Here is a 21,947-nt window from a genome sequence, read left to right on the forward strand (position 1 = left end):
TTACTATCTAAAATTAAGGTTATCACAAATGGTTAAGGGGTAAATTATCAACTATTCGTGATAACTGACATATATTCGATTTAAAAAATCTTTTTATTTCAACGGATTAAATCGTGAACATTCTTTGTTTTGTGTCTTTAAATTTGTATCAAAGTATAGTTTGAATATCTTTTGTTGTTGTCTGTAGTAATTATAAAACTGATTGTAATTATATTGATGGAAATGATTTTATGCCTATGAGCACGCATGGCTTGTTGTCAATCGGGTAGGGTGAAACCACGGCGATTGCTGTTTTCTGATGTGCATGATGAGGAAAAACCGGGCAACAAAAAAGCCCACTTGCGCGGGCTTTTTGAGATGCTTCTGGACCTTGGTAGTGGTCTGAAGACTTAGGAATGGTGCCCAGAAGAGGACTCGAACCTCCACGCCCTTGCGAGCGCCAGCACCTGAAGCTGGTGCGTCTACCAATTCCGCCATCTGGGCGTTGGTGATCCGTTTAAGGGGCTAAACGCCCGCTGTCAACCGGCTTTTTGCAAACTTATGATAATTTTTAGTCAGTCTTGTGTAAAAAGATAAAAATAATGCCATCCAACCGTTTTTCGATGCTTTTTGAGCACCGGAAATTGTTTGAATGGCATTATATTTGAAGGACTTAATCAGGCTGAGAGCACCTCTTTGGATGCTACAGTCGAATCGGCGTTCAGCTTGTAAATGATCGGCACGCCGGTATTGAGTTCCTGAGAGAGAATTTCTTCGCTGGTCAGGCCATCAAGCGCCATGATGAGGGCACGTAGTGAGTTACCGTGAGCGGCAACCAGCACTGTTTCACCGCGCAATACATGCGGCTGGATTTTGTGCAGGTAATAAGGCCATACGCGTGCACCGGTATCTTTCAGGCTTTCACCGCCCGGAGGTGGCACGTCATACGAGCGGCGCCAGATATGCACTTGTTCTTCGCCCCACTTGGCACGTGCATCATCTTTGTTGAGGCCGGAAAGGTCGCCATAATCACGCTCGTTGAGTGCCTGATCGCGGATGGTCTGCAAATCCGACTGGCCAAGCTGGTCAAGAATATGCTGGCAGGTTACCTGCGCACGCGACAAATCAGAGGTGTAAGCAATGTCAAACTTCAGACCTGCTGCCTTGAGGCGTTCGCCAGCAGCTTTCGCTTCGGCATGGCCTTGTTCTGTCAGACCAGGATCACGCCAGCCGGTGAAAAGGTTCTTGAGGTTCCATTCACTTTGGCCGTGACGGACGAGAACGAGAGTGCGGGACATGTCTTATGCGCTCCTTGAAAGTTAAAGGTGATGATCAGTCGTTAAGACCAAGAACATCGAACATGGAATAAAGGCCTGGTTTTTTACCCTTTGCCCACAATGCAGCTTTAATGGCACCGCGGGAAAATACGCCGCGGTCTTCAGCGCTGTGTGCCAGTGTGATGCGCTCGGAAGGGCCTGCCAGAATGACAGAATGTTCACCGATAACGGAGCCGCCCCGTAGGCTGGCAAAGCCGATAGTGCCGGTTTCACGGGCACCGGTAATACCATCACGACCGCGCTGGCTCACTTCATCCAGATTGACATGACGGCCATCAGCGGCAGCCTGACCCAGCATCAAAGCAGTGCCGGATGGTGCATCAACCTTATGCTTGTGGTGCATTTCAAGGACTTCAATATCGAAATCTTTTGGATCAAGGGCGGCAGCCGCTTTTTTGACCAGACCTGCAAGCAGGTTGAGGCCGAGGCTCATATTACCGGATTTGACGATTGTCGCATGACGCGCAGCGGCTGCGATTTTTTCATCATCTTCTGCGCTTAAACCCGTGGTGCCGATGATGTGAACAATACGCGCTTGCGCGGCATAGCCGGCATATTCAACGGTTGCCTCAGGGCGGGTGAAATCCAATACGCCATCTGCTTTGGAGAACGCTGCCAGAGGATCATCTGTGATAGCCACGCCGATTGGCCCCAGACCTGCAAGTTCACCGGCATCGCGACCGATGAGCGGCGAGCCTTTACGCTCGATAGCGGCAGCAACACGCACACCATCAACTTCGGCAATGATGCGGATGAGAGCCTGACCCATACGGCCACCGGCTCCTACAATCACCAGCCCCATATCGGTGGTTTGTTCACTCGCCCCGCTCATATTTGTTCTCCTGAAGTCTTTTCATTGATTTGTTCGTCTGTGAGCGCATCACCGGATTTGCCGCTTTGCAGCTGGTAGAAGCGGGCATAAATGCCGTTTTCGATGGTGATGAGCTTATTGTGAATGCCTTCTTCAACCACATAGCCGTTTTCCATAACCACGATGTGATCGGCATTGACAATTGTGGAAAGGCGATGCGCAATCACGATGGTTGTGCGTCCCTGCATCACATGTTCAAGCGCCTGCTGAACACGTTTTTCCGATTCATTATCGAGCGCTGATGTTGCTTCATCAAGAAGCAGGATAGGAGCGTTGCGGATAATGGCACGGGCAATGGACAGGCGCTGACGCTGACCGCCCGAAAGCGTGACGCCATTTTCACCAACCGGCGTGTCATAGCCCATTGGCTGTTGTACGATAAATTCATCGGCATGGGCAAGCTTGGCAGCTTCCAGAATTTCGGCGTCTGTCGCATCAGGACGGCCATAACGGATATTGTCTGCGATAGTGCCTTCAAACAAATATGGCTGTTGTGAAACATAAGCGATCTGATGACGCAGCGATGTCTTGGTAACCTTGGCAATATCCTGATCATCAATAAGGATTTTACCGCTGTCGATGTCATAAAAACGCTGTGTGAGGGCAATCAATGTTGATTTACCGGCACCAGACGCACCGACAACAGCGGTGACTTTGCCGGATTGTGCTGCAAAGCTGATGCCGTGCAGAACCTCCGTATCGCCATAAGAAAAATGCACATCATCAAAACGAATGTCACCTTTGGTAACTTCGAGCGTGTGTGCATCCGGCGCATCAGCTTGGTGTGGCTCAATGTCGAGGATTTCGTAAATCATACGCGCATTGACGAGCGCACGTTCAAGCCCCACCTGCAAACGTGCAAGGCGGCGAGCCGGATCATAGGCAAGCAGCAAAGCCGTAATAAAGGCGAACATTGCGCCTGGTGGTTCCTGATTGATAATGGCGCGGTAACCACCATAGGCCAGCACACCAGCAACAGCAAAACCAGCCAGAATTTCAGAAATCGGCGTGGTGCGTTCAGAAACGCGGGCGATTTTATTGGAGCGTTCTTCAGAGCGATCAATAAGGTTGTAAAGTTTGCCGCGCAGCTGGTCTTCCATCGTAAAGGCTTTGACGATGGCAATACCTTGTACGGATTCCTGCATCGCACCAAGTAGATGCGAGTTGAGGTCAACCAGTTCACGGGTTACGGAGCGGATGCGGCGTGAAATATAAGATACCGCATAAATCAGCGGCGGGCCGATGAGGAAGACCACAAGCGACAGCATCGGATCCTTGTAAAACATTACAGCCACAAGACCAACAAGACCGATCACATCACGTGTAATCGACGTAATGGTGATGCTCATCACGTCACGGATACCGTTAACATTTTGATTGACTTGTGCTGCCAGATGGCCAGAGCGGGCATCGCTGTAAAAATCGAGGCCAAGTTTCATCAAATGGTCGAACATGCGTTTTTGATAACGCGCGACCAGATTATTACCGATCTTGGCCAGTTGAACAGACTGCACATAGCTTGCCATACCGCGTACGATAAAGGCCAGCAAAAGGGTGCCGCAAATGATCGGGATGAGATCAAGGCGCTGTTCATAGAAAATCTTATTGATGACAGGTTCCATCTGGAACGCCAGAAAGCCACTGCTCAACGCTACCAAAAGCAACGCAACAATAGTTATCGCATAAGTACCTTTATAATCACGCGCGTTTTCTGATAAAACGCGGCGAATGATACTGCTGGCTTCGCTGGGATCGATCTTCTTTTTTTTCTTCCGTTTAATCAAGCTATAGGCACTTTTCGTGAGGCAAAAGCTTTGGGATGCCCAAGGCTGTTTGCGGTTGAAAATGCTGTCACCAATGCTTGCGGCATTTAAGCCTGAAAGCAAGAGGTTCCGGCGGCCGGCCGCAGACAGAATTTTACTTCCACCTTCGACAGCATTTCCTATAACCTTATCAGAGCCTGTTGACCATGCCAAAAGCGTGGCCATTTATTTTGTGCAATTAAATTTTATTCAGCGCTGATCCAGCGACGGCCTTCAGTGGCAACCTGAAAACGGGCAGGGCTGCGGGCAAAAGCTGAAAGACCATTGAGCGCTGCCAGCTGATGGGTAATCACATATACCGGAATATCGCGCATAATGTGCGAATGCGGCGCTTTATCTTCAAAATTGGCGCGGAATGCACCTTTTTTCAAGATTGCAGCAATTTTCTGAGAAATTCCGCCAGAGAGATAAACACCGCCATGTGCCATAAAAATAAGTGCCAGATCACCGGCAATCCGTCCGAGATAGGCTGAGAACAGTTCCAGTGTTTCCACAGCTTGTGCATTGCTTTCATTGAGCGCTGCGGCGGTAATGTCTGCCGGTGTGTTTAAAACCGGTTTGATATTATCGGCAGCGCAAATAGCTTTATAAAGATTGCACAAGCCACGACCACAGAGAATCTGTTCGGCGGCGATACGGCCTTCAATGGTTTCGATATGCGGGAAAACTTCATAATCGCGCTTGGTGCGTGGCCCTAAATCAATATGTCCGCCTTCACCGGGAACCGGAATCCATGCGCGATGAGCGCGCAAAAGTCCGGCAACACCCAAACCTGTGCCGGGGCCAAGCACAACGCGGGTGGCTTTAATCTCACCGGATTTGCCGCCGATTTGTTCCAGATACTGGCTGTCAAGAGAAACCGCAGCAAGGGCTTGCGCCTCAAAATCATTAAGAATGGTTACATCCTCAAAGGTCATGGTGGCAATTAGTTGCTTTGGCCGCACAATCCACGGGCAATTGGTCAGCTCAATCTCGTCACCGTCCACAGGCCCCGCAACGGCAAGCACCGCCGAGCGTGGCTGCAACGATGTGTGGTTTAAAACCGCATTTTGAATGGCTTCATCAATGCTGGTATAATCGGCGGTATTGACCACTGGAAATTCGCGTGGCTGGGCATGGGCATCGACCAAAATGGCAAACCGAGCATGCGTGCCGCCGATATCGCCAACAAGAACAGGAAATTTAAAAAAGGGTTCGCTATCAAAATTATCAGGCATCAGATGTCCCGTCAGCTATCAAATGGAAAATTTATTGTTTTTTACTTCTCAGGCAGCGCTTTAATCAGCATTTCAGCGGTTGCGCGGTTTAATGCCATTGGCAAATTATAAACACTGCCAAGGCGAGTGAGGGCTTTGACATCCACATCATGGGGCAGTGGTGACAGTGGATCGATAAAGAAAATCAACATCTGCACTGTGCTTTCGGCGATCATGGCACCGATTTGCTGGTCGCCGCCCAAAGGCCCGCTTTTAACACGCTCAATATTCAGGATCGGGCAGGCATCTTTAATCAAGCCGCCGGTGGTGCCTGTCGCAACAATGTCATAAGCGGCTAATTGTGCCTGATGGGTTTTGGCAAAATCAACTATATCATTCTTTTTCTGATCATGGGCAATCAGAGCTATACGTGTTGTTTTAACCAATTTTATCGACCCTTCATCAAACATATGTTTTGCCGGATATGAACGGCAAGAGGTAATCCGCATTTGTTGCTAGCATGAAAATTGCTATTTTTTATGTCACGCAAAACCATGCTTAAATCGTTTGAAATCTATAGCTTACATATGTGCCAAAAGAAAGGGCTGGTCATTGACCAGCCCTTTGTCGGTTTGTTTGTGTGCGTTACGGATTAAGCGTCACCTCAGCCGCTGATGCGGGTGAGGGCTCACCTAGCAGAGCAGCACAGGCTTTCGGCAATGCCGAAACCATCATCGGTTGTGGTTTAGGCGCAGGCTTATCTGAAGGTTTGGCTGGTTTCCATGGCTCATCTGTAAACCACCATGCCAGTGATTTATCGCAACCATCACCCTTGGCGACTTTGTCTTGTGGTTTGCAGTTGGGTGAACCCGGCTGGCAGCTCATGCGAATGTGGAAATGATAATGATGTCCCCAATAGGGGCGCACTTTACCAAGCCATGAACGGTCACCGGTAACCGTATCACAAAGTTGCTTTTTGATGCCCGGATGCACAAAAAGACGCTCGACCTGCGGGTGGGAGGCAGCATGTTTCAGCAATGCGGTGCGGCTGTCGGTCCATTTTTTCGGGTCAACATAAAGGCTGTTATCTTTCAGCATCGAGATGGCCGAAACATCTTCACGCTGCTGGTTGTTGTAGCGCTGCTTTGGCATTGGGCTGAGCCAGATATCGGCATCAAGCCCGACCTGATGGGATGCGTGGCCGGTCAGCATCGGACCACCGCGAGGTTGTGAAATGTCACCGACCAACAAGCCGTTCCAGCCATCTTTCTTGGCATCGCGTGAAAGCTGTTGCAACATGGCAATCAGATTTGGATGCCCCCAATTGCGGTTGCGTGACAAACGCATCACTTGCCAGTCTGGGCCGTCAATCGGCATGGCAACCGCACCGGACACACAGCCTTTGGAGTAAAAGCCGATTGCCTGCGGATTGGCATTCAGATTTGGCAGTTTCATTGCGCCGAAAGCCTGTTTTGCAGGCTGGTCTTTGGTTTGGGCATTTGCCGTCACAGTCGTGCCGAGGCTTAAAAGGGTCAGCACAGTGGCGGCAAATTTTAAAAACTTATATTTTTCAGACATATGGATTTTCCAAATGAAAAAGAAAAAATCATGAATTCTGGTGGGAGCGCCAGTTTGATTGTTCCCACATAGCAGTAAAAGCAGTGCGATAGTCAGGATAGATAAATTGATAACCGGTTTCGGTTATTTTTTTATTAGAAACCCGTTTGTTTTCGCCATAAAAAGAGCGTGCCATCGGCGTCATTTCAGCCGTTTCAAAAGCAATTTCTTCCGGCGGTGTCACGCCCATCAAAGTGGCGGCAAAGGTGACCACATCCTGTGGCGGCGCAGGTTCATTGTCGGTAATGTTGAAAATACCGGCAATTTTCTGCGTGCTTAAATGTTTGAGCGCACCGGCAATGTCTTCCACATGGATGCGGTTGAAAATCTGGTCTTTCTTAATGATACGGCGCGCAGTGCCGCGCTCCAGATTAACAAAAGCATTGCGGTTAGGGCCATAAATGCCGGAAAGGCGCAAAATCGCTACCGGTATTTGTTGCTCATCACCTAAGGCGAGCCATTGTTTTTCTGCTTCTATCCGCTCGGTGGAGCGTTGAGCGGACGGATTGCAGGATGCGGTTTCATCAATGAGTGCGCCTTGATGGTCGCCATAAACGCCGACAGTGGAAAGATAGCCGATCCATTCAATATTATTGTCAGGCGTTGCAAGTGCTTGTTTAACATGTTTGATCGCAGGGTCGCCTTCTTTAGAAGGGGCGGCTGAGATAACAATATGGGTAGCGTTTTTTAAATGCTCAGCAAAATGCGGGTCGAGCGCATCAGGTGCAAATAATAAAGGCTCGATACCACAATGCTTCAGGTCGTCGAATTTTTCTTGTGAACGAGTGGTGCCATAGATTGCTTGTGCATGGGGTTGCATTTTTTTTGCAAAATATTGGGCTGAATAACCTGCACCGATAAGAAAAATCCGCATAATTACTGGCACCTGTTCCATTCATCTAAAACATATGGGTCGGTTTCATCTTTAGCATAGTGCTGCTGTAATTGGGTAACTTTATCTGCGCTCAATAATTGCCGTAAAGCCCAGACCGATGTGCCGCGCACCAAAGGTTCGGGATCATTGAGATGCTCTTCCAATGGTTTGACAAATTGCTGGTCACCGGAATTACCCGCAGCGATTAAAACATTGCGCAAAAAGCGATTGCGGCCGATGCGCTTGATCGGGGAACCGGAGAAAAATGTACGAAATTCGGCATCATTTAAGGTCAGCAGAAATTGCAGCGAGGGACTGCGTAAGTCCTCGCGCGCCCGAAGTTTAATCTCTTGTGCGCTGACAGCAAATTTGTTCCACGGACAAGCCGATAAACAATCATCGCAACCATAAATATGATTGCCGATTTTCTCACGAAATTCGTGCGGTATCGGGCCTTTATTCTCAATCGTCAGATATGAAATGCAGCGTCTGGCATCAATTTTAAAAGGTTCAGGAAAAGCATTGGTCGGACAGGCATCAAGACAGGCACGGCATGAGCCGCAATTGCTGCGGTTGGGTTCATCAGGCGGCAAATCCAGCGTGATGAAAATAGAGCCTAAAAACAACCACGAACCATAATCTCGGCTCACCAGATTGGTATGTTTTCCCTGCCAGCCCATACCTGCTGCGGCGGCTAGCGGCTTTTCCATCACCGGTGCCGTATCGACGAACACTTTAACTGCGCCGCTTGCTCGCGCAATGAAGCGGCTGGCCACATGTTTAAGCTTGCCTTTGATGATGTCGTGATAATCACGATTTTGGGCATAAACCGAAATTGCACCGCGGTCTTTGTGTTTCAGCACTTCCATCGGGTCATGCTCAGGGCCGTAATTCATGCCGAGCATGACAATGGTGCGAACTTCCGACCACAGAGTTTGCGGATTGGCGCGACGCTCTTCGGTTTCTACCATCCAGTCCATATCGGCGTGGTAGCCGTTATCGATAAATTCACGCAAGCGCACAGGCGCCTGCGGAATGGAGCCTGGATGGGTAAAAGCCACAACATCAAAACCTGCTGCGCGGGCTTCATCCGCCAGCAGGTTCTTGAGTTTCAGCTTTTTGGCCGTTTCTTTGTCGTCAGAAGTCAAGGTCACCATAATGTGCCACCGGCGCCAGTCCACGAATCCGGTCGTTTAACAGGGGCCGGAAAGAAGGGCGCGATTTCATCCGCGCATACCAATCCCGTGCCGCTGGTGTTTCAGCCCAGTCAATTTCGCCCAAATAATCCAAAATGGAAATAGCGCTTGCCGCTGCCATATCAGAATATGTGGCATGACCGCCAGCCAGCCAGTCGCGGGTTGCTGCCAGCCAGTCCAGATATTTCATATGCTGGCGAATATTGGTGCGTGCTGCACGGATTGCGGTCGAATCAGGCGCACTGCCGCCTACCTCTGCCGACATCTGCAATTTATAGACACGCTCGCGCACAAGATGGCGGGTCACTTCATTTTCAAACTTGACCAGAAACCAATCGACAAGGCGGCGCACTTCGGCGCGCTCCATCGGACTTTCCGGCAACAGACGGCGATTGCGCTTTAAGGCACCACGCGTTTCATCGAGATATTCGGCAATCACCGAAGCGCCAATGACCGGAAGGTCATTTTCAGCCAGCAAAACCGGCAAAGTTGCGGCCGGATTAATCGCCAGAAACTCTTGGCGTCGAGCCCATGGACGTTCTTCGATCAGCTCAGCATCAACGTCATATTCATTGAGAATAAGACGGGTATAGCGTGAACCGGACGACATTGGATGATGAAAAAGCGTAAGCATGACCGCAGGCAACAACACTTTCAAATATGGATTCCGTATAAACTCAATATGATTTTCATAACAGAAACAGCATGAAGCGTTTCCGTTATATTGAGCTGCCGGAACCCGTCGACAAGGATTAGGGTGCAAAAAAGGAAGGAAATGTTTTTCCGTAAAATAACCTGATAGGCATTTATGCTGAAATTATTGTTAAGCTTTCATGTTTAAAATGTGGTCAATGAGCATTTTTATACGCTCAAGTGACAAAAGGCAGCAGTTTATGAACATCTATAATTTTCTCGAAGCAGGTTTTTTAGGCCTCGTGGAAGGTATGACCGAGTTTATACCTGTGTCCTCGACCGGGCATTTACTGCTGGTCGGACATTTCTTGGGCTTTGAATCAGCCGGAAAATCCTTTGAAGTGCTGGTGCAGCTTGGTGCAATTCTTGCAATTTTGAGCGTCTATGCTGCAAAAATCATGAAGTTGCTGCGCGATTTTTCCAGTGATGCAAAAACGCGCCGCTTTGTGCTGGGCGTGCTTGTGGCTTTTTTGCCGGCAGCGGTGATTGGCGCTCTGGCACATGGGTTTATTAAAACAGTGCTGTTTGAAACGCCGATGCTGGTGTGCATCATGCTGATTTTGGGCGGATTTATTCTGCTCTGGGTCGACAGACTGGATCTGAAACCGCGCTATCATAATGCGATGGATTTCTCGCTGCCGATGTGCCTGATTATTGGCTTTGTGCAATGTCTGGCAATGGTGCCGGGCGTGTCCCGTTCAGGTTCCACTATCGTTGGTGCTTTGTTGCTTGGGGCGGATAAGCGTTCTGCGGCAGAGTTTTCATTCTTTCTGGCCATGCCGACAATGGCGGGTGCCTTTGCTTATGACCTTTATAAAACCCATAATCAGCTCTCCTTTAATGATGGTGCGCTGATTGCTGTTGGTTTTGTGATGGCCTTCATTTCCGGCGTTTTTGTTGTGCGCTATTTGCTCGACTATGTTTCGCGTCACGGCTTCAAGCTTTTTGCCTGGTGGCGCTTGATTGTCGGTGCCGCTGGTATGGCCGCACTGATGGTCTGGGGATAAAAATTAAAAATGCCGGTTAAAGTGATTTAACCGGCATTTTATTTGGTTTTATATCCTGAAAACCGGATTTATTCATCATCAACCAGGCGTAAATGCCACTGTGATGCGGATGCGTTTTGCTCGGTCGGGGCAGAGGCATTGGGCGTTGTAGGACTACCAAGTTCCAATGTTTCAATCTTTTCGCCGCGTCGGCTGATTTTCGATGATGAGATCAGAATATCATCAATATCTTTATTGGCTTGCTGGAAATGTGTTTGTAATTTGCGCACGCGCTCATCAAGGCGTGCAATATCTTCCATCAGGCGCATAACTTCGGCTTGGATAAGATGCGCCTGTTCCCGCATACGGGTATCTTTCAACACCGACTGTATCACTTGGATTGACAGCATCAGCAGCGACGGTGAAACAATCACCACGCGGGCGCGATGGGCTTTTTGGATGAGCGATGAAAAATGCTCGTGAATATCGGCAAAAACCGATTCTGACGGCACGAATAAAAAGGCTGTATCCTGCGTTTCACCGGCAATCAGATATTTGTCCGAGATATCTTTAATATGAACTTCAATATCGCGGCGGAATTGTTGAGCGGCTTGCTTTTGTGCATCGGCACTTTTGGCCTCACGCACCGCTGTCCATGCTTCCATCGGAAATTTGGCATCAATCACCAGTGACGGCGCATTATTGGGCATGCGAATGAGGCAATCAGGGCGGGTGGCATTGGAAAGTGTTGATTGAAACTCATAAAGCCCTTGCGGCAGAGCATCACTGATGATTGCTTCCATGCGTGCTTGCCCATAAGCGCCACGGCTTTGTTTGTTAGCCAGAATTGCCTGCAACTGCACCACCTGACCGGCCAGTGACTGAATGTTGTTTTGTGCCGTATCAATCACCGCCAGCCGCTCTTGTAGCTTGGCGAGATTTTCATGCGTTGATTTGGTTTGCTCGTTCATTGTGTGGCCGAGACGGTTGGTCATGCCGTCGAGCCGTTCACGGATCGATTGATTAAGTTCGGACTGGCGTGAGCCGAACACTTCCGCCATGGTTTGCATCCGGCCTTGCATTTCGGCCTGACTTTTCAAAATTTCAGCCATGCGCATTTCTGCGTCACGGGCGCGTTCTTCAGCCATCATTTCGGCAATCAGCGCGTTTTTAGCATTACGACTGCCCATCCATATAAACAGGACAGCCATAAGAATGACGGTCAGAAAAATTGCGCCAAGCAAAAATCCCGCTGAAAATTGATATTGGCCAAGCTGAAAAACTGGCTGTGTCAGGCTATTTGTGTTTTCCATACATATGCTTTAACCGATTCGCGCATGAATTAAGAGATCAAAACGAGAACATTTTATCATTCGGCCGTTCACGAGCATTGACGTGGTAACTTGTAACAATTAGGTGAAACCCATGTCGATAAAACCACTGATTATTTTACCCGATCCTGTATTACGTTTGGTGTCAAAACCGATTGAGCGTTTTGACGGCCAGTTGCAGGCTTTTGCCAATGATATGTTTGATACCATGTATGATGCACCTGGTATCGGTCTGGCTGCTATTCAGGTCGGTGAGCCGATCCGTTTGGTGGTGATTGATCTGGCACGCGAGGGCGAAGAAAAAGCGCCGCATATCTTTGTTAATCCAAAGATCGTGCACTCATCCGATGAGCGCAGCATTTATGAAGAAGGCTGTTTGTCTATTCCGGATTATTATGCCGAAGTAGAGCGTCCGGCACGGGTGCGTGTGGAATATCAGGATGTTCAGGGCAAGCCACAGGAAATGGAAGTTGACGAGCTGATGGCAACTTGCATTCAGCACGAGATTGACCATCTGGACGGCGTCTTGTTTATTGATCACATTTCCAAGCTGAAACGCGATATGGTGATTAAGAAATTTAAAAAAATCGCCAAAGAACGCCAGCAAAATAGTCAGGTTTTGTAATGTCACTGCGTGTCGTTTTCATGGGAACACCGGATTTTTCCGTACCTGTTCTCACCGCCATTATCGGACATGGTTATGAAGTGGTTGCGGTTTACTCGCAGCCGCCGCGTGCCGCAGGGCGTCGTGGTCTGGAATTGACCAAGACACCGGTTCATCAAAAAGCGGAAGAATTCGGCATTCCTGTCTTTACGCCTAAAAGCCTGCGCTCTGAGGAAGAGCAGCAAAAATTCCGCGAGCTGGAAGCTGATGTCGCTATTGTTGTGGCTTATGGTTTGCTGCTGCCGCTGCCGATTTTGGAAGGCACGCGCCTTGGCTGCTATAATGGTCATGCTTCGCTTTTGCCGCGCTGGCGCGGTGCAGCACCGATCCAGCGTGCGATTATGGCCGGTGATAAAGAAACCGGCATGATGATTATGAAAATGGACGAGGGGCTGGATACCGGCCCTGTCGCCATGGTTGAAAAAGTAGCGATCACCGAAAATATGACCACCGGTGAATTGCATGATAAACTGAGCATGACCGGCGCTGATCTGATGATCCGTGCGCTGGGTGCTTTGGAGCGTGAAAGTCTGGCACTGCGTGAGCAGGAAGAAGACGGTGTGCTTTATGCTGCCAAAATCGACAAGGCGGAAGCACGCATTGATTGGTCTAAGCCTGCGGTAACCGTTCATAATACCATTCGTGGCTTGTCGCCTTTTCCGGGCAGCTGGTGCGAGATGGAAATTGGCGGCAAAGTGGAACGCGTTAAAATTTTGCGCTCCCATCTGGCAGAAGGTTCCGGCGCAGCCGGTACAATTCTTGATGATAAGCTGACCATTGCTTGCGGCGAGGGGGCTGTGCAATTGCTGACCTTGCAGCGTGCTGGTGGCAAAGCCTTGCAGGCATCCGAATTTTTGCGCGGTGTTGCCGATTTGCGGGTGCTTTAAAGCATGCCACGCTATCGGTTAACGGTTGAATATGACGGCACTGCTTATGTCGGCTGGCAGCGGCAGGAAAATGGTCACACCATTCAGGCTGCTATTGAGCAGGCATTCAAGCGTTTTACCGGTCAGGATTTAACGCTTGGCGCAGCCGGGCGTACCGATGCAGGTGTGCATGCTTTAGCACAGACTGTGCATGTGGATCTGGAACGTGACTGGTCGGCAGGCAAAATCCGTGAAGCCTTGAACGCTCATCTTGCGCAATGGCAGGAAACGGTCAGCATTATCAATGTGCAGAAAACGGTTGATCATTTTGATGCGCGTTTTTCTGCCCGTGGCCGTCATTATCTCTATCGTATTCACAATCGCCGCCCGCCATTAAGCATTGATCTCAATCGTGCATGGTGGGTGTCGAAGCCGCTTGATCATGAAAAAATGCACGAGGCTGCACAACTGCTGCTCGGCGAGCATGATTTCACGACTTTCCGTGCCACCCAATGTCAGGCCAAAAGCCCGATCAAAACACTTGATCGGCTGGATGTGACACGCAATGGTGAGATCATTGAAATTCGGGCATCCGCGCGTTCTTTCCTGCATAATCAGGTGCGCTCACTTGCCGGCAGCCTGATGGAAGTCGGTTCCGGCCGCTGGACAAAAGATGATCTGGTTGCAGCACTGGAAGCACGCGAGCGTTCGCGTTGCGGCACTGTTGCCCCTCCTTACGGGCTTTATCTGATCGGTGTGGATTACGACGATCCGGTTTAATAACCGGCGTTAAAATCGTAGTTGATGCCGAAAAGTTCCTGTAATGCGAGTGTGATGAAAAACGACAGCATGAACATGGCGATATAAAAGGGCAGGGCAAAACCTGTTGGCTTTTGCAGCGCAACCCGCGTTAAGCGATAACTCATCATGATAATGACAATCATAAAGCCAAGCGAGACAAAGGTTAAAGTATCGCTGCGCTGTTGCATGAATAATTGCCACAGGCTGATGGGTGCAAAAGCCCATGCCAGCAAAGCCGTGCCCCAATTGCTGGCAATGACATAAGGGGCAAAGCGTTTAGCAATGCCGATTTTGCTGACAACGAGACCCAGCAGAAAGATCGGCAAAATCCATGCCGTAATATCGACAATGGCCGCTTTGATAACGATGGATAAGCGCATCGCGGTTTCTTCACGCCCGCCGCCGGTGAGTTCTGCGGCATAGGCAACCCAACCAGCAAGCAGTGGCGGCAGGCTGACAAGGATGGCGTAAAAAGAACGCCAGAAACCATCGGCTGAAATATCAAGATAGGCAAAACCATCCGGCTTGCCGGTCATCATACGCCAGACGCCGTAAAAATAGCGGTAAATTGTGTCGATTGTTGGCAAAGTTCACAAACCTTAACTGGCGCGGCGGGGAAGAATTGGCTTTAAGTTTAGGAAAATAAACGCAAAAATACAACCGATAGTGCTTGCCTTATTGGCGGCATGTTTCGCGGTTATTTATTAATTCTCCAGTCGATGTAAAGTTTTAATATCGGTTTACATCCCCCTATCAGACGAGGACTTTGTCCTCGTCTTTTTTTGTAGGCGTCAGCTGGTTTTAATCGCGCAAAAGATCATTGATCGATGTTTTTGAACGGGTACGCGCATCAACGCGTTTGACAATAACCGCACAATAAAGGCTTGGGCCCGGCTGACCATTTGGCATCATTTTGCCCGGTAATGCACCTGCAACCACGACCGAATAGGGCGGCACTTCGCCATAGGTGATGCTGCCGGTTTCGCGGTCAACGATCTTGGTGGACTGGCTGATGAAAACACCCATGCCAAGCACAGCACCTTCGCGGATAATGCAGCCTTCCACGACTTCGGAGCGTGCGCCGATAAAGCAATGGTCTTCAATGATGGTCGGGCCTGCCTGCAATGGCTCTAAAACGCCGCCAATGCCTACACCGCCTGAAAGATGCACATGTTTGCCGATCTGTGCGCATGAGCCAACGGTTGCCCAGGCATCCACCATGCTGCCTTCGCCCACATAGGCGCCGACATTGACGAAGGACGGCATCAGCACAGCCTTTGGTGCGATATAGGCCGAATGTCTGACCACACAATTAGGCACAGCACGGAAGCCAGCCTGCTGAAACTCTTGTTCACCCCAGCCATCAAATTTGGATGGCACTTTATCCCACCATGATGATTGGTCAGGCGAGCCGCTGATCAATGCCATCGGCTTGAGACGGAAAGAAAGAAGTACGGCTTTTTTCAGCCATTGATGGGTATGCCAGTTACCGTCTGCTTGTTTTTCTGCGACACGTAGTTTGCCTTCACCCAGTAATTGCAGGGCATGTTCTACAGCATCACGAATTTCACCTTTGGTATCAGGCGTAATAGCTTCTGCTTGCATAAATGCATTTTCAATGATGTTTTGCAGAGAATTTAAATCAGGATGTTTCATTGTTTGAGACTTTTTTGTGAGCAGCTAAACACTGCGACCGTAATTAAAATAAGACTTATGATTTATGGATAATGGAAACACAAAGCACACGCAATCTTGATCTAAAAACTCAGAATGATTTTTTTATTCGCGCATCTAATGCTATGCATCGTTGAGTGATGATGTGAAATAACTGGAATGAGACAGGATAACATATGAATCCGATTGAAAAAAACGGTTGGACGCCATTTCCGAACTCACAGGAAGCTGTGAAGCAGGCTGCTGAAGTGCCTGTAACCCCACAAACCACATCAGATGCTTATCGTTTGGCTTTTACGGATAATGATTTTCTGACACGACGTGAATTGCGTCCGGTTCGTTTGCAATTGGAATTGCTTAAGCCTGAAATGGTGCTGGAAGATCGCGGCGTAAAATCAACTGTTGTGCTGTTTGGTGGTGCGCGTATTCCGGAGCCGGGCGGCGAAGCCTGGGCTGCCAAAAATGAGTTGCAGAAGAAAAATCTGGAAGCCAATGCCAAATATTACGAAGAAGCACGCCAATTTGCGCGTATGTGTTCCGAATATTCGGCAACCACTTATTATCGTGAATTTGTTGTTGTAACAGGTGGCGGCCCCGGTGTGATGGAAGCGGGCAACCGCGGTGCGCAGGATGTCGGTGCACCGAGCATCGGTTTGAATATTGTGCTGCCACATGAGCAGGCGCCCAATCTCTATGTCACACCGGAACTGTGCTTCAACTTCCATTATTTCGCGATCCGCAAAATGCACTTTCTGATGCGCGCCAAGGCTTTTGCAGTTTTTCCGGGTGGCTTCGGAACGATGGATGAGCTGTTTGAAACAATGACGCTGATCCAGACCAACCGCATGGATCCTGTGCCTTTGCTGCTGTTTGGCAAAGAGTTCTGGAGCAAGGCAATCAATATTGATTATCTGGCCGAGCAGGGGACAATTTCACCATCCGATGTTGATCTTCTGACCTTTGTCGATACGGCAGATGAAGCATGGGATGAAGTGAAGCGCTTCTATTCGCTTTAAGCACAATAAAAAGGCGGCTGATTAAAAATCAGCCGTCTTTTTTTATCTGTTTTATCAGAGAACTGATTTCAGGAATGTACCGATATCATCGGTTACATAGTCCACTTCATCGGTAAAGCCTTTGTCGCTTTCCCAGATTTCTGAAAAAGTCGGCTCGAAATTATTCGGTACAATCAGCACGGTTTTCATGCCAAGATTTTTAGGCACTGTGAGATTACGCGCGAGATCTTCAAACATCACTGATTTTGTCGGGTCGACGGAGAATTTCTGCAAAAAGCCGTCATAAGTGGCTTGTGCCGGTTTGGGTGTCAGATCGGCTGCAACAATGTCAAAAATATCATCAAAGCAATCAAGAATACCAAGCTGACTGGCTGCACGCTCCGCATGGGTGCGGTCGCCATTGGTGAAGATAAACCGGCGACCGGGCAATTGTTTGAGTGTAACCGCCAAATCCGGATCAGGCTTTAGCCATGTATAATCAATATCATGCACTTTCATCAGAAAGTCATCAGGATCGATACTGTGGACTTCCATCAAGCCTCTGAGCGTGGTGCCATAATCACGGTAGAACTGCTTTTGTAGTTTGCGTGCATCATCATGGTCGAGCTGTAAAAGCTCTCGAATATAGGCTGTCATCCGCACATCAATTTGAGAAAACAAATTGGTTTCATGCGGATAGAGCGTGTTGTCGAGATCAAACACCCAATCAGTAATGTGGGAAAAAGCTTGAGCATCCGGCTTGTTGGTCATCGTATCCTCAATAAAAATCAAGCAGCCGGCATTGTTAAAATACCGGCTGCCACAGACAAGAAACGCTTGAAAATTTTTAGCGTACGATCAGCGTGCCGGCACCACGCTCGGTGAAGAGTTCAAGCAGGATGGAATGCGGGGTTTTACCATTGAGGATAACCACACCTTCAACACCGCGATTGATGGCTTCAATGCAGGTTTCCACTTTAGGGATCATGCCGCCGGAAATAGTGCCGTCTTTAATCAAAGCTTTGGCGTCAGCAATCGACAATTCTTTGATCAGGTTTTTGTCTTTGTCCAAAACGCCCGGAACATCGGTGAGGAACAGCAGACGTGTCGCCTTACAAGCGCCGGCAATAGCACCGGCAAAAGTATCGGCATTGATATTGTAGGTATGGCCGTCACGACCCGGTGCAACCGGCGCGATGACAGGGATCATTTCGGAGCGGGCAAGCAGATCAAGCAATGTGCGATCAACTTCAACCGGCTCACCAACGAAACCAAGATCGAGTACGCGCTCGATGTTTGAATCCGGATCAACAACAGTTTTACGTGCTTTTTCAGCAAAAACCATATTGCCGTCTTTACCGCAAAGACCGATCGCCCATTCGCCTTCAGCATTGATAAGCGCGACGATTTCTTTGTTGATGGAACCGGCCAGTACCATTTCCACGATTTCGACGGTCTTTTCGTCAGTGACGCGCAAGCCGCCTTCAAAGCGCGATTCAATGCCGAGCTTGGTGAGCATGGCTTGAATCTGCGGGCCGCCGCCATGAACGACAATCGGATTGATGCCGGATTGTTTGAGCAGCGCGATGTCGCGGGCAAAGGCTTTACCGAGTTCCGGATTGCCCATGGCGTGACCGCCATATTTCACCACGACATTTTTATTCTCGTAACGCTGCATATATGGCAGTGCTGCGGATAAAAGTTGAGCTTGTACTTCGGCATTCTGTTCAGGTGTATTGGTCATTACATTATCCATAGCAGCAAACGGACATAAAAGTGATTCATTACAGAAAAGCATTCCTGACGGAATGCTTCAACTGGTCTTTTCTGATCAATCAGGCTTCTTTGGCAACAAGCGCGATGGCAGCGCGTAATTCTTCAAAACCGATGCCTTTTTCTGAAGAAGTGGCAATGATGCCAGGGAAGCAGGCAGCGCGTTTGATGGTGAGCTTCTTGGTCTCTTCCATCAGGCGCGGAATACCGGCCGGTTTGATCTTGTCAATTTTGGTCAGCACGATCTGGTAGGAGACCGCAGCTTTATCGAGGAGGTCGAGCACTTCGGCATCGTTCTTTTTGATGCCGTGACGCGAATCAATCAGCACATAAACGCGCTTCAAAGTGGTACGGCCGCGCAAATAATCAAATACCAGTCGTGTCCACGCATCGACCTGCGATTTAGGCGCTTCGGCAAAACCGTAACCCGGCATATCGACGAGGGCGAGCGGTGGCAGGTCGCCATCTTCACCAGAATAACCATCCGGCACAAAATAGTTGAGCTCTTGTGTCCGACCCGGCGTGTTCGAGGTACGAGCCAAGCCTTTTTTCGTCACCAATGCATTGATGAGCGAAGATTTGCCGACATTGGAGCGTCCGGCAAATGCAATTTCAACAGGGCCTTCAGCAGGCAGAAACTTCATCGAAGGAACGCCGCGAATGAAAATCCAGCTTTTGGCAAAAAGCAGGCGGCCTTCATTGATCAAAGCCTGACGCGCAGCTTCTTCGCGGGCAAGCAGTTCGCCGACATTGGAAGAGGTAATATTGACCACAGGTGCTTTTGCAGCTGTGGATGCTTTAGCTGAAGCCGGAGAAGCAGAGCTCAAGTTTTTGGATGTAGGTTTATCTTGTTTGCTCAACTTAGATGTCCAGTTCAGAAGGTGTTTTATCTTACATGTTGGCATCAAGCTTAATAGCTCGCTTGTCAACTATGCAATTAAAAATGATGTAAAAAAAGCCCCTGTGAAGACAGGGGCTTTTATTCTTATACCGGATTATTTAGCCGGTTTGGGCTTTTTCTTAAAGATCGCCTTGAGATTATCGAACAATTCGATCTTAGCACCCTGACGCTTCATGATGATCGCCTGTTGGGTGATGGAGAGCGTATTGTTCCATGCCCAGTAGATGACGAGACCTGCAGGGAAAGCTGCAAGCATGAAGGTGAAGATGATCGGCATCCATGTGAAGATCATCGCCTGTGTCGGATCCGGAGGGGTCGGGTTCATACGCATCTGCAAGAACATGGTGATACCCATGATCAGAGGCCAGACACCAACCATCAGGAACTGCGGTACATCATATGGCAACAGACCGAACAGGTTGAACAGCGAGGTCGGATCCGGCGCAGCAAGGTCGTGAATCCAGCCAAAGAAAGGCGCATGGCGCATTTCGATGGTGACATAAAGAACCTTATAGAGCGCGAAGAAGACAGGGATCTGTACCAGCACCGGCCAGCAACCGGCCAGCGGGTTGATCTTTTCGCGCTTGTAGAGCTGCATCATTTCCTGCTGCTGCTTGACCTTGTCATCCGCATATTTTTCACGGATTTCAAGCATGGCAGGCTGCATCATCTTCATACGTGCCATCGAAGCATAGGACTTGTTGGCAAGCGGGAAGAACAGACCTTTGAGGATAACGGTTACCACCAGAATAGCGACACCAAAATTGCCTGAGAACTTATAGATCCAGTCAATCAGGTAGAACATCGGCTTGGTGATGAAGTAGAACCAGCCCCAGTCGATCAGCAGTTCGAAATTTTTAATGCTGAGCTTTTCTTCATATTTTTTGATGTCGGAAACAACTTTTGCACCGGCAAAAACATGATTGGTCAGCTTTTGTGTTTCACCGGCAGCAACAGTGATCGGCTCGCTCAGGAAATCAGCCTGATAGCGCGGACGGTCATTGGTGAAGTGGGAGAAACGGGCTGTGTATTTTTCGGCCTGTGGCGGAATAAGAGTTGCCGCCCAATATTTATCGGTGATGCCAAGCCAGCCGCCGGAAACATCCTTAAACGGCATGTCTTTGTTGTCTTCGATCTTGGAATATTTGATTTCCTGAAGACCGTCTTCACCCATCACACCAATCAGACCTTCGTGCAGCACGTAGGTGGCGCTTGCATGTTCAGGCTGGTTGAAGCGGGTGACGCGGCCGTAAGAGGCCAGCGATACAGGCACGCCTGCTTCATTGATGATGCTGTCTTCAAATGTGAAGAGATAAGCGTCATCTACCGAGATGGTACGTTTGAAAGTGATGTTCTTTTCGTTGGTGAAGGACAAAGTTACCGGTGTTGAAGGGGTAAGCTTGTCATTGCCTTCTACAGCCCAGACCGTGCTTGGACCCGGAACTGCACCGGTTGTATCATTACCGGCAAAGCCAAGTTCAACAAAATAGCCCTGACGCAAGGCAGAAGGTGCCAAGAGTTCAATATTCGGCGATTTGTCATCAACGGTTTCATGATAATTGTTCAGGAACAGATCATCAAGACGGGCACCGGTGAGATTGATCGAACCACGAAGTGCCGGTGTTTCAATGGCAATACGCTTGGACTGACCAAGAGCTGCATCGCGGCTCAATGAGCCTGCGGCAACATTGTCAGACCCCGGAACCTGACCCGGAATAGTATCAGCGGATTGCTGCAATTGGGGTGTATCACCAGAGCCAGTATTGGCTGTATTGCCCTGCTGCGTGGCGGTTTGTGCCTGACGCTGCTGCTCCTCAATGCGTGTCTGTTCACGCTGGGCTTCCGACTTGGGGCCCATGTAAAAGACCTGCCAGAGTGTCAGTATGAGGATGGACAGGGCAATGGTGATGAAGAAATTTCGATTATTTTCCATTGACGGGTCCTGATTCCGGTCGTTCGCTTCGGCGCTTCTTGTCCGACCTGCCATTTTCATTGCTGCGCTTGGCGCGTTTGGCAATTTCTTGAGCAAGGGTCAGAAAGGGCGCAGTGAGTGCCTCTCTTCGTGCAACAATCACATAGTCGGTTGAAGGCTGCATGTCATCTGCTGCATGACAGCGCACGGCTTCTCGAAGCCTGCGGCGGATACGATTGCGAATAACAGCATTGCCGTTTTTCTTGGTAACCGTAAAGCCAACCCGCGTTGCGTTGCCAATTTTAGCAGTAGCCGATTCTTCTGGCGTGCGGCCCCGCACTTCCATTAGAAACAAGGGGCCACGGCGTTTTTCGCCATTCCTTACAGTCAAAAACTCCGCTCTCTTGCGAAGGCGGAGTGTTTGTTTGTTCGTTATTTTGTCCATTTCGCTCATGGCC

General features: G+C 49.3%; 22 protein-coding genes and 1 tRNA gene. 5 read left to right on the plus strand and 18 right to left on the minus strand.

What is annotated here, in order from left to right; all coding sequences use genetic code 11:
- Positions 1-396: 396 nt before the first annotated feature.
- The 10 genes from ABDZ76_RS06415 to ABDZ76_RS06460 all read right to left on the minus strand — a co-directional run bounded on the left by ABDZ76_RS06415 (position 397) and on the right by ABDZ76_RS06460 (position 9,527).
- Positions 397-483, minus strand: a tRNA-Leu gene (locus ABDZ76_RS06415).
- Positions 484-656: 173 nt separating this feature from the next.
- Positions 657-1,277: a 2,3-bisphosphoglycerate-dependent phosphoglycerate mutase gene (locus ABDZ76_RS06420; RefSeq protein WP_343803272.1), complete on the minus strand. Its 621-nt coding sequence runs from the start codon at positions 1,275-1,277 to the stop codon at positions 657-659.
- A 34-nt stretch (positions 1,278-1,311) separates the two neighbouring features.
- Positions 1,312-2,148: a 4-hydroxy-tetrahydrodipicolinate reductase gene (gene dapB, locus ABDZ76_RS06425; protein WP_343803275.1), complete on the minus strand. Its 837-nt coding sequence runs from the start codon at positions 2,146-2,148 to the stop codon at positions 1,312-1,314.
- Positions 2,145-4,175 (minus strand): ABC transporter ATP-binding protein, encoded by a 2,031-nt coding sequence (locus tag ABDZ76_RS06430; protein WP_343803278.1) that lies wholly within the window; start codon positions 4,173-4,175, stop codon positions 2,145-2,147. The genes dapB and ABDZ76_RS06430 overlap by 4 nt, the downstream gene beginning before the upstream one ends.
- Positions 4,176-4,195: 20 nt before the next feature.
- The gene (locus tag ABDZ76_RS06435) at positions 4,196-5,227 is read right to left on the minus strand and encodes a glucokinase (protein ID WP_343803281.1); all 1,032 of its coding nucleotides are present in this window, start codon (positions 5,225-5,227) and stop codon (positions 4,196-4,198) included.
- Positions 5,228-5,268: 41 nt separating this feature from the next.
- Positions 5,269-5,652 (minus strand): methylglyoxal synthase, encoded by a 384-nt coding sequence (locus tag ABDZ76_RS06440; RefSeq protein WP_343803283.1) that lies wholly within the window; start codon positions 5,650-5,652, stop codon positions 5,269-5,271.
- A gap of 199 nt (positions 5,653-5,851) precedes the next feature.
- Positions 5,852-6,784: a penicillin-insensitive murein endopeptidase gene (gene mepA, locus ABDZ76_RS06445; protein WP_343803286.1), complete on the minus strand. Its 933-nt coding sequence runs from the start codon at positions 6,782-6,784 to the stop codon at positions 5,852-5,854.
- A gap of 28 nt (positions 6,785-6,812) precedes the next feature.
- Positions 6,813-7,697 (minus strand): SDR family oxidoreductase, encoded by an 885-nt coding sequence (locus tag ABDZ76_RS06450; protein ID WP_343803289.1) that lies wholly within the window; start codon positions 7,695-7,697, stop codon positions 6,813-6,815.
- A gap of 2 nt (positions 7,698-7,699) precedes the next feature.
- Entirely contained in the window at positions 7,700-8,854 is a 1,155-nt protein-coding gene (gene queG, locus ABDZ76_RS06455) for a tRNA epoxyqueuosine(34) reductase QueG (protein WP_343803292.1), read from the minus strand.
- A complete protein-coding gene (locus tag ABDZ76_RS06460) occupies positions 8,835-9,527 on the minus strand; it encodes a glutathione S-transferase family protein (protein WP_343804690.1) in 693 nt (230 codons plus the stop codon). The genes queG and ABDZ76_RS06460 overlap by 20 nt, the downstream gene beginning before the upstream one ends.
- Before the next feature lie 259 nt (positions 9,528-9,786).
- Between ABDZ76_RS06460 and ABDZ76_RS06465 the strand changes: the two genes are divergently transcribed.
- Positions 9,787-10,593, plus strand: coding sequence for an undecaprenyl-diphosphate phosphatase (locus ABDZ76_RS06465; RefSeq protein WP_343803295.1), 807 nt, complete (start codon positions 9,787-9,789; stop codon positions 10,591-10,593).
- Positions 10,594-10,661: 68 nt separating this feature from the next.
- Here the strand turns inward: ABDZ76_RS06465 and ABDZ76_RS06470 are convergent, their stop codons facing one another.
- Positions 10,662-11,885, minus strand: a complete 1,224-nt coding sequence (locus ABDZ76_RS06470; protein WP_343803298.1) for a DNA recombination protein RmuC — start codon at positions 11,883-11,885, stop codon at positions 10,662-10,664.
- A gap of 112 nt (positions 11,886-11,997) precedes the next feature.
- On the opposite strand from ABDZ76_RS06470, the gene def reads away from it, so the two are divergent.
- From def to truA, 3 genes are read left to right on the plus strand one after another with little or no spacing between them, the layout of a single operon-like run.
- Positions 11,998-12,528 carry a peptide deformylase gene (def, locus tag ABDZ76_RS06475; protein WP_184219496.1) on the plus strand — a complete coding sequence of 177 codons (531 nt, stop codon included), beginning with the start codon at positions 11,998-12,000 and terminating at the stop codon, positions 12,526-12,528.
- 5 nt (positions 12,529-12,533) lie between these two features.
- Positions 12,534-13,454, plus strand: a complete 921-nt coding sequence (fmt, locus tag ABDZ76_RS06480; protein WP_343804692.1) for a methionyl-tRNA formyltransferase — start codon at positions 12,534-12,536, stop codon at positions 13,452-13,454.
- A gap of 3 nt (positions 13,455-13,457) precedes the next feature.
- Positions 13,458-14,213 carry a tRNA pseudouridine(38-40) synthase TruA gene (gene truA, locus ABDZ76_RS06485; RefSeq protein ID WP_184219493.1) on the plus strand — a complete coding sequence of 252 codons (756 nt, stop codon included), beginning with the start codon at positions 13,458-13,460 and terminating at the stop codon, positions 14,211-14,213.
- Here the strand turns inward: truA and ABDZ76_RS06490 are convergent.
- Positions 14,210-14,821: a hypothetical protein gene (locus tag ABDZ76_RS06490; RefSeq protein WP_343803305.1), complete on the minus strand. Its 612-nt coding sequence runs from the start codon at positions 14,819-14,821 to the stop codon at positions 14,210-14,212. The two genes, truA and ABDZ76_RS06490, sit on opposite strands and share 4 nt — an antisense overlap.
- Before the next feature lie 214 nt (positions 14,822-15,035).
- The gene (gene dapD, locus ABDZ76_RS06495; protein ID WP_343803307.1) at positions 15,036-15,890 is read right to left on the minus strand and encodes a 2,3,4,5-tetrahydropyridine-2,6-dicarboxylate N-succinyltransferase; all 855 of its coding nucleotides are present in this window, start codon (positions 15,888-15,890) and stop codon (positions 15,036-15,038) included.
- Positions 15,891-16,084: 194 nt separating this feature from the next.
- Between dapD and ABDZ76_RS06500 the strand changes: the two genes are divergently transcribed.
- On the plus strand, positions 16,085-16,924 hold the full coding sequence (locus tag ABDZ76_RS06500; RefSeq protein ID WP_343803310.1) for an LOG family protein: 840 nt from the start codon (positions 16,085-16,087) through the stop codon (positions 16,922-16,924).
- Between the two features lie 54 nt (positions 16,925-16,978).
- Here ABDZ76_RS06500 and ABDZ76_RS06505 read toward each other — a convergent pair whose 3' ends face one another.
- From ABDZ76_RS06505 to rnpA, 5 genes are all read right to left on the minus strand, one after another.
- Entirely contained in the window at positions 16,979-17,674 is a 696-nt protein-coding gene (locus ABDZ76_RS06505) for a pyrimidine 5'-nucleotidase (protein WP_343803313.1), read from the minus strand.
- Positions 17,675-17,750: 76 nt separating this feature from the next.
- A complete protein-coding gene (argB, locus tag ABDZ76_RS06510) occupies positions 17,751-18,647 on the minus strand; it encodes an acetylglutamate kinase (protein ID WP_343803317.1) in 897 nt (298 codons plus the stop codon).
- A gap of 91 nt (positions 18,648-18,738) precedes the next feature.
- Complete coding sequence (gene yihA / locus ABDZ76_RS06515; protein WP_374844583.1) at positions 18,739-19,383, minus strand: ribosome biogenesis GTP-binding protein YihA/YsxC; 645 nt, start codon at positions 19,381-19,383, stop codon at positions 18,739-18,741.
- 288 nt (positions 19,384-19,671) lie between these two features.
- A complete protein-coding gene (gene yidC / locus ABDZ76_RS06520; protein WP_343803320.1) occupies positions 19,672-21,510 on the minus strand; it encodes a membrane protein insertase YidC in 1,839 nt (612 codons plus the stop codon).
- Positions 21,500-21,934 carry a ribonuclease P protein component gene (gene rnpA, locus ABDZ76_RS06525; RefSeq protein ID WP_343804695.1) on the minus strand — a complete coding sequence of 145 codons (435 nt, stop codon included), beginning with the start codon at positions 21,932-21,934 and terminating at the stop codon, positions 21,500-21,502. Before rnpA ends, yidC begins: the two co-directional genes overlap by 11 nt.
- Between the last annotated feature and the right edge of the window lie 13 nt (positions 21,935-21,947).

It is taken from the genome of Paenochrobactrum glaciei (genome assembly GCF_039522165.1).
GTDB lineage: Bacteria > Pseudomonadota > Alphaproteobacteria > Rhizobiales > Rhizobiaceae > Paenochrobactrum > Paenochrobactrum glaciei.